General features: G+C 71.7%; 15 protein-coding genes. 13 read left to right on the top strand and 2 right to left on the bottom strand.

The window, feature by feature from the left end; translation table 11 throughout:
• Positions 1 to 2: 2 nt before the first annotated feature.
• The 3 genes from IE255_RS08730 to IE255_RS08720 all read left to right on the top strand — a co-directional run bounded on the left by IE255_RS08730 (position 3) and on the right by IE255_RS08720 (position 2,934).
• Positions 3 to 893 (top strand): anti-sigma factor RsbA family regulatory protein, encoded by an 891-nt coding sequence (locus tag IE255_RS08730; RefSeq protein WP_190049609.1) that lies wholly within the window; start codon positions 3 to 5, stop codon positions 891 to 893.
• Positions 894 to 973: 80 nt separating this feature from the next.
• Positions 974 to 1,456, top strand: a complete 483-nt coding sequence (locus IE255_RS08725) for an ATP-binding protein (protein WP_190049608.1) — start codon at positions 974 to 976, stop codon at positions 1,454 to 1,456.
• Between the two features lie 161 nt (positions 1,457 to 1,617).
• Entirely contained in the window at positions 1,618 to 2,934 is a 1,317-nt protein-coding gene (locus IE255_RS08720; RefSeq protein WP_190049607.1) for an Nramp family divalent metal transporter, read from the top strand.
• A gap of 13 nt (positions 2,935 to 2,947) precedes the next feature.
• Here the strand turns inward: IE255_RS08720 and IE255_RS08715 are convergent, their stop codons facing one another.
• The gene (locus IE255_RS08715; RefSeq protein ID WP_229906326.1) at positions 2,948 to 3,274 is read right to left on the bottom strand and encodes a hypothetical protein; all 327 of its coding nucleotides are present in this window, start codon (positions 3,272 to 3,274) and stop codon (positions 2,948 to 2,950) included.
• Positions 3,271 to 3,402 (bottom strand): hypothetical protein, encoded by a 132-nt coding sequence (locus IE255_RS39880; protein WP_267974151.1) that lies wholly within the window; start codon positions 3,400 to 3,402, stop codon positions 3,271 to 3,273. Before IE255_RS39880 ends, IE255_RS08715 begins: the two co-directional genes overlap by 4 nt.
• Before the next feature lie 693 nt (positions 3,403 to 4,095).
• Here IE255_RS39880 and IE255_RS08705 point away from each other — a divergent pair.
• The 10 genes from IE255_RS08705 to IE255_RS08655 all read left to right on the top strand — a co-directional run bounded on the left by IE255_RS08705 (position 4,096) and on the right by IE255_RS08655 (position 13,799).
• Positions 4,096 to 4,929, top strand: a complete 834-nt coding sequence (locus tag IE255_RS08705; protein ID WP_190050084.1) for a hypothetical protein — start codon at positions 4,096 to 4,098, stop codon at positions 4,927 to 4,929.
• 79 nt (positions 4,930 to 5,008) lie between these two features.
• Positions 5,009 to 5,716, top strand: a complete 708-nt coding sequence (gene cpaB / locus IE255_RS08700) for a Flp pilus assembly protein CpaB (RefSeq protein WP_190049606.1) — start codon at positions 5,009 to 5,011, stop codon at positions 5,714 to 5,716.
• A 9-nt stretch (positions 5,717 to 5,725) separates the two neighbouring features.
• Positions 5,726 to 6,976 carry a CpaE/TadZ family protein gene (locus IE255_RS08695; protein WP_190049605.1) on the top strand — a complete coding sequence of 417 codons (1,251 nt, stop codon included), beginning with the start codon at positions 5,726 to 5,728 and terminating at the stop codon, positions 6,974 to 6,976.
• Between the two features lie 65 nt (positions 6,977 to 7,041).
• On the top strand, positions 7,042 to 7,365 hold the full coding sequence (locus IE255_RS08690; RefSeq protein WP_229906364.1) for a pilus assembly protein: 324 nt from the start codon (positions 7,042 to 7,044) through the stop codon (positions 7,363 to 7,365).
• Entirely contained in the window at positions 7,337 to 7,720 is a 384-nt protein-coding gene (locus IE255_RS08685; protein WP_190049603.1) for a TadE/TadG family type IV pilus assembly protein, read from the top strand. Before IE255_RS08690 ends, IE255_RS08685 begins: the two co-directional genes overlap by 29 nt.
• Before the next feature lie 25 nt (positions 7,721 to 7,745).
• A complete protein-coding gene (locus IE255_RS08680) occupies positions 7,746 to 9,083 on the top strand; it encodes a TadA family conjugal transfer-associated ATPase (protein WP_190049602.1) in 1,338 nt (445 codons plus the stop codon).
• A 9-nt stretch (positions 9,084 to 9,092) separates the two neighbouring features.
• Entirely contained in the window at positions 9,093 to 10,037 is a 945-nt protein-coding gene (locus IE255_RS08675) for a type II secretion system F family protein (RefSeq protein WP_190049601.1), read from the top strand.
• 18 nt (positions 10,038 to 10,055) lie between these two features.
• Positions 10,056 to 10,943: a DUF5936 domain-containing protein gene (locus IE255_RS08670; RefSeq protein WP_190049600.1), complete on the top strand. Its 888-nt coding sequence runs from the start codon at positions 10,056 to 10,058 to the stop codon at positions 10,941 to 10,943.
• A gap of 657 nt (positions 10,944 to 11,600) precedes the next feature.
• Positions 11,601 to 12,797, top strand: a complete 1,197-nt coding sequence (locus IE255_RS08660) for a sensor histidine kinase (protein WP_190050083.1) — start codon at positions 11,601 to 11,603, stop codon at positions 12,795 to 12,797.
• A 27-nt stretch (positions 12,798 to 12,824) separates the two neighbouring features.
• A complete protein-coding gene (locus IE255_RS08655; RefSeq protein WP_190049599.1) occupies positions 12,825 to 13,799 on the top strand; it encodes a response regulator transcription factor in 975 nt (324 codons plus the stop codon).
• Positions 13,800 to 13,856: the final 57 nt, after the last annotated feature.

Below are 13,856 nucleotides of genomic sequence, written 5' to 3'. Positions count from 1 at the left end.
ACGTGACCACCGGACAACCCACCCCGTTCGACCACCGCATGGCCGTCTTCGGCACCGACGACGGCTTCCTCGCCGCCGCCCTGCCCTTCCTCCGTGAAGGCCTCGCCGCCCCCGGCGAACCCCCGCCCGTGGCCATCGCCGACCCCCGCAACCTGGAGCTCCTGCGGGACGCCCTCGGCGGGGACGCGAAGGACGTCACCTGCGTCCCGCACACCGACTGGTACACCGGCTCCGCCGCCAACGCCGTCGCCCAGGCCGGCTCGTACGTCACCGCCCACGCAGGCCCCGGCGGCCGGATCCACCTCCTCATGGAGCCCGTCTGGAGCGGCCGCGCCGGCCGCTCGGCCCGCGAGACCACCGAGTGGATCCGCTACGAGGCGCTCGCCAACCTCCTCTTCGCGCCCATGGCCACGACCGCCCTGTGCGCGTACGACACCCGCACCGCCGGGCCCGCCGTCGTCGCCGCGGCCCGCCGCGCCCACCCCGACACGGACGTGTACCAGGACCCGCTGCGGCTCACGGCCGAACTCGACGCCGTACCGCTGCCGCTGCCCCCGGCCGGCGCACAGCCCTGCGCCGAGCCGCACGCCGCCGCCGTGCGGGCCTGGGCGGAGGCGCGGGGGCTGCCCGCCGCCGACGCCGAGCTGTTCGGCGCGGCCGTGGCGGAGACGGCGGCGGCCCTGGCCCCCCTCGACGGCCCTGCCCTCCTGTGGGGCGAGGCGCCCGCCTGCGTCTGCGAACTGCGCTCGGCCCGCCGGCTCGACGACCCGCTCGCCGGGTTCGTCCCGCCCCCCGCCGACGACCCGGGCCTGTGGTACGCGCGCCAGGTCTGCGCGTACGTGGACATCCGCGACGACACGGAGGGCGCCACGGTCCGCCTCCAGTACGCATAGCCGCCTGCTTGCCCAAGCAGGTAGGGGATCGGGTAGTCCTCCCCCTGCGCCGGACCTCCCCGAGGACCACCCTGGATCCCATGCTGCAACTCTCCGGGCGCCACCTCCCGGACCCAGACGCCCGGTACGGCCCGTTCCCGCAACCCCCCTTGGGAGCAGGCCACCTGAGCGTCGAGTACGCACCCCGGCCCTCCGCCGTCCGGGAGGCACGCGCGGAAGTGCGCAGGCAGTTGGAGGGCTGGGGGCTCGCGGAGCGCGGTGAGGTGGCGGACGTGGCCGAACTGCTCGTCGGCGAGCTGGCCACCAACGCACTGGTGCACGCCGGGAGCCGCTTCCGGCTCACCCTCTTCGCCGCGCACGGCCTGCTGCGCTGCGAGGTCACCGACGAGGAGCGGAGCGTCCCCCGGGTGCTGGACGCGGGCACCGGGGAGAGCGGCCGTGGGATGTTCCTGGTGGACGCGCTCGCCCGGCGCTGGGGCTGCCACCGGGACGGGCCGGGCAAGACCGTGTGGTTCGAGCTCGGCACGTGCGGGGCGGACGGCTGTGGTCGGCGACAGCCGTGACGCTACCGCTGGGGTGGGCCTTGGCGGTGCGTTCTGCCCGCCTGGGCCCGTCTTCGGGCTGCGGGTTTCGTTGTGGCTGGTCGCGCAGTTCCCCGCGCCCCTGAGGTTCGTTACGCCACGCCCTCTTGTCGGCCCGGCCTCATTGCGGTTTCTTGATCTGCATGGCGGACAGCACGGGAAACACCACGGATCACGAGGCCGCGCACCAACCCCCGCTGCGCAAGGCGAGTTGGAAGTACATCGGGCCGGGTATCGTCGTCGCGGCGACCGGCGTCGGGGCCGGTGATCTGGTCGCCACGCTCATCGCGGGCAGCAACTTCGGCTACACCCTCCTGTGGGCCGCGATCATCGGCTGCCTGGTGAAGATCTCGCTGGCCGAGGCGGCGGGCCGCTGGCATCTGTCCACGGGCCGCACCCTGTTCGACGGCTGGGCGAGCCTCGGCCGTTGGACGACGTGGTTCTTCGCGGTCTACGTCGTCGTCTGGGGCTTCGTCTACGGCGCCGCGGCGATGTCGTCGAGCGCGCTGCCGCTCCAGGCGCTGTTCCCGGACGTGATGGACCTGAAGTGGTGGGGCATCGCCTGCGGTCTGGTCGGGCTGGTCTTCGTCTGGTTCAACAAGTACGCGGTGTTCGAGAAGGTCATGACGGTCCTGGTGGGCGTCATGTTCGTGGTGACGGTGTACCTGGCGATCCGGGTCACGCCGAACATCCCCGACGCCTTCGCCGGGCTCCTGCCGGTCCTGCCGGACGAGAAGGACTCGATCCTCAACACACTGGGCCTGATCGGCGGCGTGGGCGGCACGATCACGCTCGCGGCGTACGGCTACTGGGTCAACGCCAAGGGCTGGACCGACACCGGCTGGATGAAGGTCATGCGCCTGGACAACCGCGTCGCCTACGCCACCACCGGCATCTTCGTGATCGCCATGCTGTTCGTCGGCGCGGAGCTGCTGCACTCGGCGAACGTCGCGATCGCCAGCGGCGACAAGGGCCTGATCCAGCTGGGCGACATCCTGGAGGAGGAGTACGGCACGGCGACGGCGAAGTTCTTCCTGATCGGCTTCTTCGCCACGTCCTTCACCTCGCTGATCGGCGTCTGGCACGGCGTGAGCCTGATGTTCGCCGACTTCGTGGCCCGGCTGTCGGGCCGGGGCCAGGCCAAGGGCGAGGAGGTCGCCTCGGGCGAGCGCGAACGCTCCTGGCCGTTCCGCGGGTATCTGCTCTGGCTGACCTTCCCGCCCATGATCCTGCTCTTCGAGGGCCAGCCCTTCCGTCTGATCATCATCTACGGCGTGCTCGGCGCGGCCTTCTTGCCCTTCCTCGCCGGCACGCTGATCTGGCTCCTGAACTCCCCCCGCACGCCCCGCGAGTGGCGCAACGGCCCGGTGAGCAACGTGATGCTCGCCGTCGCGGGGCTCCTGTTCCTGATCCTGTGCGTGAAGCAGATCTGGGATCAGCCGTGGGCGGAGTTCTTCTAGGACGCCCTGGGGGTTAGGGCAACCCGTGCACGTGCGGGCCCACCGCGTTGGACCACGCGTTGCCCGCCGTCGCGTCCTCGCGCCGGCCTGTGCCGACGACGCACGCCGCCGCCAGGTGCCGCACCGGCATCTCCCGCCACGGCTCCGGATGCACCCGCGCCGCCGCCCAGGTCGCGAGCACGACACACGCCAGGTTCGGCAGATGCACCAGCGCCAGCGCGGCCCCGAACGACCCGACTCCCTCCGGGCCGACCAGGGGGTCGTACACCAGTGTCATCTGGACGTACTCGGCGACGACCAGCACCACGATGCCGACGGCCCAGCAGCGGAAGAGCGTCATCCATGGCCCCCGGTGATCTGGAAGCAGAGCAGGACCGCGAAGCCCAGCGCGGCCATGCCGCAGCCCGCGACCAGGGCCGGCGACTGGAGCACCGGAGACCAGCTGCCCCGGCCCGCCACCGTCGCCATGCCCCCAGGGTCGCCTTGGGGCCCGCCTTGTCGGTGACGGAGGAGACCTGGCACAGCGCCGGCTCGAAGTCGGCGTCGGTGAGCGGCTTGCCCCGGCCGGTCCCGCCCGGGCCGCAGTCCCCGCCGCCGGCGACCTCGCAGATCTGCGCGGCGAGCTTGTCGTGGACCAACTGGCCGACGCCGGTGGCCGAGACGGCCGGCACGATCGCCGCGCTGACGACGACCATGCCGAGGTACTCGGTGCCCGTCGCGCCCCGGTCGTCGAAGACCGGTCTGTGTCCGTACGTCCGTATGCCGCCCCCGCCAGCCATACGGCACCCTCCTCGCCCGAGCCCTGTGCCTGTGGACGGCGAGCGTAGGGACGCGGCGCTCCGGGGCGCGTGGGCCTCAGGACCCAAACGGGGGCCCACCGTCAACACCGGGCCCTCTGGGCCCACCGCCCGGGACCGCCCAAGCCCCCGCCGACGACCGGCAAGATGCTCAACCTGCCCCGATTTGGCGCATCTTGTGCAACGACAGTTGCTCCTCAGCTACACAAACGCTGTTCTCCGGTCACAGAGCCGTGGATACAGTGCTGAGGTAGTCACGCAGTGAAGTCGACACGGCGCGCCGGAGTGACACCCGGCGTTCCGACGGGCATGGGGAAACGGGGAGCTGCGCGTGCCAACTGCCATTGCCGTGACCAGCGCCGACATGGCGCTGCCGCCACAGGACGAACGCACCCTGCCCGCGGTCGTGCTCCGGGACGTCGAACGGCGCCCCCTGGAGCAGGTGCTGGCCGACATGCAGGCCCTGGTCGAGCACCACGGACATGTGATCGTGGTCTGCTCACAGGCCGCGCCCACCGCCGTGCAGCGACGGCTGCACACCCTGCGCTCCCTCATGGAGACCGACCGGATCGCCCTGTTCCGGCCGGATCTGCCGCCCCTCGGACTGGCCGTCCTGGCCCGCCAGTTGCGGCAGCTCGCCTCCTGCGACATCAGCCCCGGCGTGCTCGCCTCGGCCGGCCGCCTCCTCGTCCACTACATCCACGCCGGGGCGCTGCTCAACTCCGTCGCCCGGCTCGACCGCGTCCCCGTCGGCCTGAGGTCGCACGCCAAGTCCTGGGTGCCCGGCAGCCAGTTCGGCGTCCTCGCCCATCCCGAGCCCCAGCTCGTCCGCATCACGCCCGAGGCCGCCCTGCCCGGCCCCGAGTTCGGCACCTGGATGCTGATCGCCAAGGGGCAGCTCCAGTCCGACTGGGTCACCGGCACCCTCGCCCCCTCCTGGAAGGTGCAGGGACTGCGCGAGACCCCGCTCCCGGCCGAGTCGGCCCGCTGGTGGGGCACCGGCAAGCTGATCGAGTTCTGCAGCTACCTGCCCGACCTGTCGGTCCTCTACCAACTGGTCACCTCCGTACGGCGCAGCCGCTGCCACTGGTGCGGCATCGACGTCATCGGCGACCGCTGCGTGTTCTGCTCGGCCACACCACCCGTCTACGACAGCCCGCCCCTCAGGCAGCTGGAGAACCGAACGGCCGTCGGGTGAGCCCTGACAGCCCTGACACCGCTCGTCAGCACTGCTCCGATCCCGCTCGACCGATATCCCCAACGAGGTTGTACGGTTCATGAACTCCCGTCAGCGCCGCGGCGTGATTCTCCTGCTCCTGTCGGTCGTCTGCGCCCTGGGCGCCTTCACCGGTGTGCTGTCCGTCATCAGCGACGTGAAGTCCAAGGTCGGCCCCGAGGTCACCGCCTACCGGCTCAAGTCCGACGTGCCGCCCTACACCACCCTCAGCACGGGCCAGTTCGAGAAGATCAAGATGCCCGAACGGTGGCTGTCGGACAACGCGGTCACCGACCTGCGCGAGATCCAGGGCAAGATCGCCGTCACGACGCTGCAGGCGGGCTCCCTGCTGCAGTCCGACATGATCGTCCAGCAGCCGGCCCTGCGGCCCGGGCAGCAGGAGGTCGCCATCATGGTCGACGCGGCGACCGGCGTGGCCGGCAAGATCACCCCGGGCGCCTCGGTCAACGTGTACGCCACCTTCGAGGGCGAGCGCGAGGGCGACCCCGACCAGTCGAAGATCATCGTGACCAACGCCAAGGTCCTCGACATCGGCGACATCGCCGCGCTGAAGCCGGACGAGAGCAACCGCACCCAGCAGCCCACCGACGCCGTCCCGATCACCTTCGCGCTGTCCGCCCTGGACGCCCAGCGCATCACCTACGCCGAGTCGTTCGCCAAGCGCGTCCGCCTCGCCCTCGTCGCGCCCGGCAGCGACACCACCGTCCCGGAGCAGGACCGGACGTACGAACTCGCGAAGGACAAGTGAGAGGCTCGCATGCCCACGAGGATCCTCCCGGCAGTCGGTGACGCGGACGCCGTCCGGTCCGTCACGACGCTGCTCAGCCAGCTCCCGGACGCCGAGCCGGTCGCCCCGGTGGTCGACTCCACCCAGCTCATCGACACCCTCGCACGCCTGGCCGCCGAGTCCGTCGACGAACTGCCCGAGGTCGTGGTCGTGCACGAGCGGATCGGCCCCGTCCCCGCCCTGGAGCTGATCCGCGAAGTGGCCCTGCGCTTCCCGGCCGTCGGGGTCATCCTCGTCACCTCCGACGCGAGCCCCGGCCTCTTCCAGGCCGCCATGGACTACGGCGCCCGCGGCCTGGTCGCCCTGCCCCTCAGCTACGAGGAACTCGCCAGCCGCGTCCAGGCCGTCGCCCAGTGGTCCGTCGGCGTACGACGGCACCTGGGCGCCGGCGGCGACGTCTTCACCGGCGTCGGCGGCACCGTCGTCACGGTCAGCGGCGCCAAGGGCGGTGCCGGCGCCACCCTGACCGCGATCCAGCTGGCCCTGGCCGCCCAGGCCTCCGGCCGCGGCACGGCCCTGGTCGACATGGACCTCCAGACCGGCGACATCGCCTCCTACCTGGACGTCCAGTTCCGCCGCTCCGTCGTCGACCTGGCCGCCATCACCGACATCTCCCCGCGCGTCCTGGCCGACGCGGTGTTCCGCCACGACACCGGCCTCGCCCTGCTGCTCGCCCCGGCCGAAGGGGAACGCGGCGAGGACGTCACCGACCGCGCCGCCCGGCAGATCGTCAGCGCCCTGCGCTCCCGCTACGAGGTCGTCGTCATCGACTGCGGCGCCCAGCTGAACGGAGCCGGGGCGGCGGCTGTGGAGATGGCGGACCGGGCCCTGCTGGTCACCACCCCGGACGTGGTCGCCGTACGGGGCGCCAAACGGGCGGTGCGGATGTGGGACCGGCTCCAGATCCGCAAGGCCGAGGAGACCACCGTCGTCGTCAACCGGCACTCCCGCGCCACGGAGATCCAGCCGCCCCTGATCCAGAAGATCACCGGCACGCCGGTCGCGGCCACCGCGATCCCCGCCAACTTCAAGGAACTCCAGAGCGTCGTGGACGCGGGCCGCATCCACGAGCTGGAGAACAAGAGCTCGGTGAAGCAGGCCCTGTGGGGTCTGGCGGGGGAGCTGGGCCTCGTCAAGGTCCCCGAGGGCGCCCAGAAGGGGGGCCGGTTCCGGGGCGGTGACCGGGGATCGGTGAGCTTCCGGCGGCGGAGGGAGGGATGAGCGTGTCCTTGAGCGAGCCTTTGAGCGAGCGAGACCGGGGCCAGGTCACCATCGAGTTCCTCGGCATGACCCCGACGATCCTCGTGACGCTGATCGCGCTGTGGCAGGTCGTCCTCGTCGGCTACACCTTCACGCTCGCGGGGAACGCCGCGGACGAGGCGGTACGGGCGGGCACGGCGGCCGAGCCGGGGGCGCGGCAGGCCGCGTGCGCGGAGGCAGGGCTCAGGCACCTGTCGGAGGCGTGGCGCTCCGGTGCCGACGTGACCTGCGGCGGCTCCGGCTATGTGACGGCCGACGTCAGGCTGGAGGTCCCGATCCTCTTCCCGGGCACGCTGTCCTTCCCCTACGCCGTCAAGGGCCATGCCGGCGCAGTCGAGGAGGCGGACTGAGATGGGTCGTCCCCGCAAGGGCCGCGACCGCGGCCAGGTCGCCATCGAGTACATCGGCTTCCTGCCGATCCTGCTGCTCGTCGCCCTGGCGGCCGTGCAGCTCGGCCTGATCGCCTACACGGCCCAGCAGGCGGGCACGGCGGCCCGGACGGGGGCGCGCAGCGCGTCGCTGGAGGGGCCGTACGAGGCGGACTGCCGGGCGGCGGTGAGCGACTGGCTGGATGTCACGGGTTGCCCTGCCTCCTACGGCGGGGACGAGGTCACGGTCACGGCCACCGTGCGGATCCCGTCCCTCGTGCCGGGCTGGACGTTCGACCCGGCGGTCAAGACCGCGACGATGCCGCTCGACCACTGAGCGACGAGCTAGGAGCACCGGACTCATGAGCCTGCGAGCACGCATCAACACCCCCGAGGAGAACGGCAACCGGGGCGAGGACGGCCACATGGTCGCCTCCTACCGGGCCAAGCTCCTGGAGGAGATCGACCTCGCGGAGATGAGTTCGCTGGCCGCCGCCGAGCGCAGGGCCCGGCTGGAGCGGGTGCTCGGGCACATCATCAGCCGCGAGGGCCCGGTCCTGTCGACGGTGGAGCGCTCGCAGCTGATCCGCCGGGTGGTCGACGAGGCACTCGGCCTCGGCATCCTGGAACCGCTCCTGGAGGACGCGTCCATCACCGAGATCATGGTGAACGGCCCGGACGCGATCTTCGTGGAGCGCGGCGGCCGGGTCGAGCAACTGCCGTTGCGCTTCGCCTCCAACGACCAGCTGATGCAGACGATCGAGCGGATCGTCTCCACGGTCAACCGCCGCGTGGACGAGTCGAACCCGATGGTCGACGCCCGCCTGCCCTCCGGCGAGCGCGTCAACGTCATCATCCCGCCGCTGTCCCTGACGGGCGCGACCCTCACGATCCGCCGCTTCCCGCGCTCCTTCACGCTCCAGGAGCTGATCGGCCTCGGCTCGCTCGACGAGCACATGCTGTACCTGCTGGCGGGCCTGGTGCAGGCCAAGTTCAACATCATCGTCTCGGGCGCCACGGGCACCGGAAAGACGACCCTTCTGAACGCGCTCTCCGGCCTCATCCCCGAGGGCGAACGCATCATCACCATCGAGGACTCCGCCGAACTCCAGCTCCAGCAGCCGCACGTGATCCGCCTGGAGTCGCGGCCCCCCAACGTCGAGGGCAAGGGCCAGGTCACGATCCGCGACCTGGTCCGCAACTCCCTGCGCATGCGCCCCGACCGGATCGTCGTGGGCGAGGTCCGCGGCGGCGAGTCCCTCGACATGCTCCAGGCGATGTCCACGGGCCACGACGGCTCCCTGGCCACCGTCCACGCCAACAGCGCCGAGGACGCGCTGATGCGGCTCCAGACCCTGGCGTCCATGTCGGACGTGGAGATCCCCTTCGTGGCGCTGCACGACCAGATCAACAGCGCGGTGGACGTCATCGTGCAGCTGACGAGGTTCGCGGACGGCGCCCGCCGCATCACCGAGATCGCGCTGATGGACAGCCACGGCAGCGACCCGTACCGGCTGGTCACCGTCGCCCGCTTCAACGCGCAGCCGATGACCTCCGACGGCCGTATCCACGGCGCCTTCGAGTACTTCCCCCTCCCACGCCGCACCGCCGACCGCCTCTACATGGCGAGCCAGCCCCTCCCGCAGGCCTTCGGCATCGCCCGGTCCGTGGACCAGCTAGCCACCCGAGAAGCCAGGTAGGACCGACCGATGGAACTGCACACGCTCATCACGCTCACCACCGGCATCACCCTGCTGACGTGCGTCCTCGCGGTCGCCGGCCTGCACTCCTACGCCACGGGCAAGGCCCAGCGGCAGGCGCTCGTCGACCGGCTGTCCGCCACCGGCCAGATCCCGGCCGGCGGCCGGCGCCGCCACTTCCGGGGGATCGACCGCCGCCTGCGGCGCACCAAGCTCGGCAGGAAACTGGAACTCCGCCTGGCGGCGACCGGCCTGGACATCACGCCGGGTGAGTTCTTCGTCTACATGCTGGCCACGGTCGCGGGCCTGTGGCTGATCGGGCAGGCGGCCCTGGCACCTTTCTTCGGCCCGCTGGCGGGCCTGCTGGGCATCGGTGTCGCCGTCCAGTTCCTGAACTGGCAACGCCAGAAACGCATCGAGAAGTTCATCAACCAGCTCCCCGAAATGTCCAGGATCCTCGCCAACGCGACCCAGGCGGGACTCGCCCTGCGGACGGCGATCGGCATGGCGGCGGAGGAGATGGAGGCCCCTGCGGGCGAGGAACTGGGCAAGGTCTCCGCCCAGCTGGCCGTCGGCGCGTCGATGGACGACGCGCTGAGCGAACTGGCGGACCGCCTCCCGTCCCGCGAACTGGTCGTCCTGGTCACGACGCTGGTGTTGTCGAATCGGGCGGGTGGGCAGGTGGTGAGCGCGCTGCGGAATCTGACGGAGACGCTGGAGGAGCGGAAGGAGACGCGGCGGGAGGTCCGGACGCAGTTGTCGCAGGTGAACATGACGTCATACGCGGTGCCGGTGCTGGGCGTGGGCTCCCTGTTCCTGATGAACGGGGTGAAGGACGGCGCCCTGGACCGCATGACCGGCTCCCCCTTCGGCCAGGCGGCGGTCATCATCGCCTTCTCCCTCTACGCCGTCGGCTTCGTCCTCATCCGCCGCCTGTCCCGCATCGACGTCTGAGAAGCACGGAGGCAAACCATGGGACTGCTTCTCGCCCTGCTGATGGGCCTCGGCGTCTGGGGCATCTTCGCCGGCATCCGCATGTACCGCGCCGAGGCCAAACTGCCCGGCGACCTCGCGCTGGCCCTGGAGGTCGGCTCCACCCGCACCGGCGCGGTCGACTCCCTCATCGACCGCATGGGCATGCGGTACGCCCCCGCCGTGCTGCGCCTGATGGGCCCCAAGCAGGTGGCGAAGTACCGCCGCAAGATCGACCTGGCGGGCAACCCGGGCGGCCTGACGATCGACCGCTACGCGGCGCGGCGGGCGGTGTACGGGGCCCTGGGCGGCGTCGGCTTCCTGGTCTTCCTGATGCGGGGCCAGCTCCTGGTCGCCCTGCTCCTGCTGGCCTTCGGCGCGTTCTGGACCGAGGTCGGCATCTGGTCCGCGATCCGCATCCGCAAGGACGTCATCGAGCGGACCCTGCCGGACTTCCTGGACGTCCTGGCGGTCGTGGTGAGCGCGGGCCTCGGCTTCCGCCAGGCGCTGGACCGGGTCGCGTCCAAGTACGAGGGCCCCTGGGCCGACGAACTGCGCATCACCCTGCGCCAGATGGACCTCGGCATGAGCCGCCGCCAGGCCTTCGCGGAACTGCGGCGCCGCAACGACTCGGAGCAGGTGGCGATGTTCGTGACGGCGTTGCAGCAGGGGGAGGAACTGGGCGCGCCGATCGTCGACACGCTGGTGGCCCTCGCCAAGGACATGCGGCGTACGGACGCCCAGAACGCCCGCCGCAAGGCCGCCCGGGCCGTCCCCAAGGCCACGATGATGATCACGACCTTCATGGTCCCGGCCACGATGCTCCTCCTCGGCGCCGGCCTCATCCTCGGCTCGGGCACGGACTTCGGCTCGGTGACGGGCAAGTAGGGGGAGGGGGCGACCACAGTGTCGATGACAGGGGAGCGGAGCGGGCTGCTGGGCCGTCGCCGCCGCCGCGTGGAGAAGCCGCCGGAGATCACGACGCCGCCGGCGGGGACGGTGCTGCCGGCGCATGTCCGCACCGGTGCGCCGGATGTGCCGGTGACGTCGGTGACGCCTGCGCTGCCGCCGGGGTGGGAGGCGGTGGGCGGTGAGGCGACGCTGCGGATCAAGGGCGGCGGGCGTCAGGAGGTGGTGCCTTGGGAGACCGCGGCCGATGCCCCTCCTCAGGGCCCGACGCCGACGGCCGCGAGCAGCGAGCCGGCGGGGGACGTGACACATGGTTGGGAAGGGCCTGCGAACGTGGGTCCGACGCCGACGGCCGCGAGCAGCGAGCCGGCGGGGGACGTGACACATGGTTCGGAAGGGCCTGCGAACGTGGGTCCGACGTCGACGGCCGCGAGCAGCGAGCCGGCGGGGCACGCGACACACGGCCCGGAAGGCCACGCGAACGGCCGGTCGGCCGCCGACGGCGCTCAGCCCCCGCAGGGGCCACCACCCGCACCCGACGACGAGAGCCACCCGGCCGGTACGGGCGGGAACCCCATCCCCGCCGAAGGCCGGGCGAACCCCGCCATCGACATCCAGGTCAACGCCCTCCAGGCCATGTGCCGCCAGGTCTTCGGCTTCCGCCTGGCCATGATCGCCCTCGCCACCCCCGCCGCCCTGGTCAACGCCAACGAGGGCCTCCCGACCCGCCTGGTCGGCGCAGCCGTGGTCGTCACCTTCATGACCTCCTACGTCCTGTTCAGAGACTGGGAACGCTTCGGCCCCCTCCTCCTCCGCCACCCCACCCTCCTCGCCGCGGACACCCTCTTCGGCGCCCTGCTCCTCATCTCCGCGGGCCCGGACAGCACCCTCGCCTACGTCAGCGTCTGCACCCCCCTCCTGGCCGGCCTCGTCTACGGCTGGCGCGGCGCGGCCGTCTTCGCCTCCCTCCAGGCCCTGCTGCTCCTCCTCATCCACGCGGCTCAGGAGAACCCGAACCCCGGCGGCCTCGCCGAGTCGACCCTCCTGCCCGGCCTCTGCGTCATCGCCGGAGCCGTCGGCTCCAGCCTGCGCAACCTCATGCTCCGCTTCGGCGCGGCCACCCAGGCCCTCACCACCGTCCAGGCCCGCCTCGCCGTGACGGAAGCGGTCAGCGCCGAACGCGCCCGCCTGGCCCGCGAGATGCACGACTCGGTGGCCAAGACCCTGCACGGCGTCGCCCTGGCCGCCGACGGCCTGGCCGGCTCGGCCGGCGCGGACCGGGTGGACGCGGCCCTGGTCAGACAGCAGGCCGCGCTGGTCGCCCGGTCAGCCCGCCGAGCCGCCGCGGAGTCCCGTGAACTCCTGGCCGACCTGCGCCGTGAATCGGACCCCTCCCAGGCCACGGACGTCCTGGTCGAACTGGCAGCCCGCACACGCGACTTCAGCGCCCGCACCGGCCTGCCCGCCGTCTACCGCCCCACCGGCGACCACGCCGTCCCGCCCGTCCCGCCGGCCGTGGCCCGCCAGCTCCTCACCATCGCCTCGGAAGCCATGGAGAACGCCCACCGCCACGCGAGACCGACCCGCGTCGACGTCCACGCAGGCGTCCACGGGGACCTGCTCCGCATCAGCGTGTACGACGACGGCCGCGGCCTCCCCGCGGGCACCACCCTCGAACAACTCCGCCGCGCCGGCCACTTCGGCCTGGTCGGCATGGTCGAGCGGGCCGCGTCGGTGGGCGCCCGCATCCGCATCGGCCGCGGCGGCCACCCCAAGGGCACGGAAGTCCGCCTGGAACTCCCCCTCGCGGCCCTGACCACACCCACCGCCTGACCCCCACGACCGGAGAGGAGGCACCCGATGCCGGACCCGACGCCCCACCACACCGGCGCACCACAGCCGCCGCCACCACCGCCCCAGAACCCGTTCGCCGACCTCCCGCACCCCGCCGCACCGAGCCGCGGCCTCCGGGTCGTCGTGGCGGACGACAACCCCGTGGTCCGGGCGGGCCTCACCGCCCTGCTCTCCGGCCGCGCCGACATCACGGTCGTAGCGGAGGCCGCCGACGGCCGCCAGGCCTACGAGGCCGCCCACCAGCACCGTCCGGACGTCGTCCTCCTCGACGTCCGCATGCCCGGGGTCGACGGCATCTCGGCACTGCCGTACCTGGTCCAGATCGCCCCGGTCGTGATGCTGACCTACAGCAGGGAGTCGGAGATAGTCCAGGAGGCCCTGCGCCGAGGAGCGGGCGGCTACCTGGTCCACGGCGAGTTCACGGCCGACCAGCTGGTCGATGCCGTACGGGACATCAAGGAGGGCCGGGCCCACTTCACTCCCTCGGCGGCGGGCGCCCTGCTGGCCCAGCTCCGCCAGAGCCAGGGCTCGGCGCCTGTGTCCCTGCCTGAGGGGCTTGGGCAGTCATCGAGTGCGACTGCATACGGAATTTCCGCCTCCGAGCAATCGCATATCGAACCCCAACGGACGTCGCCATCAGCGAATTTCACCCTCCCGCACATCCTGCCGCCATCTACTTCTTCGGAAAACCTTTCGCAAGTGCAACCGGATGTGGGACAGTCTTCGTCTGGGTGGACGAGTGGCCGACCGGCCGCTCCCGACAGGTCGCGGTTCCAACTGAGCACGAGGGAGGCGGAGATCATGGACCTCATCGCGTCCGGCATGAACAACCAGCAGATCGCCGCCACGTGCTTCATCAGCGAGAAGACCGTCAAGAACCACATCAACCGCATCTTCGCCAAGCTCCACAGCACCAGCCGCTCCGAGGCCGCCGCGAAGTGGATCGGCACGGCACCGGACTCACACCGAGGACTGGGGTGAGCATCGGTGACGGTCTGGGGGGACAGCCGGTTGGGCCCGTGCGATTGGGCCCGGAAT

It is taken from the genome of Streptomyces lomondensis (assembly GCF_014651035.1).
Taxonomy (GTDB): Bacteria; Actinomycetota; Actinomycetes; order Streptomycetales; family Streptomycetaceae; genus Streptomyces; species Streptomyces lomondensis.
This window is presented reverse-complemented; position numbering and strand designations above follow the sequence as displayed.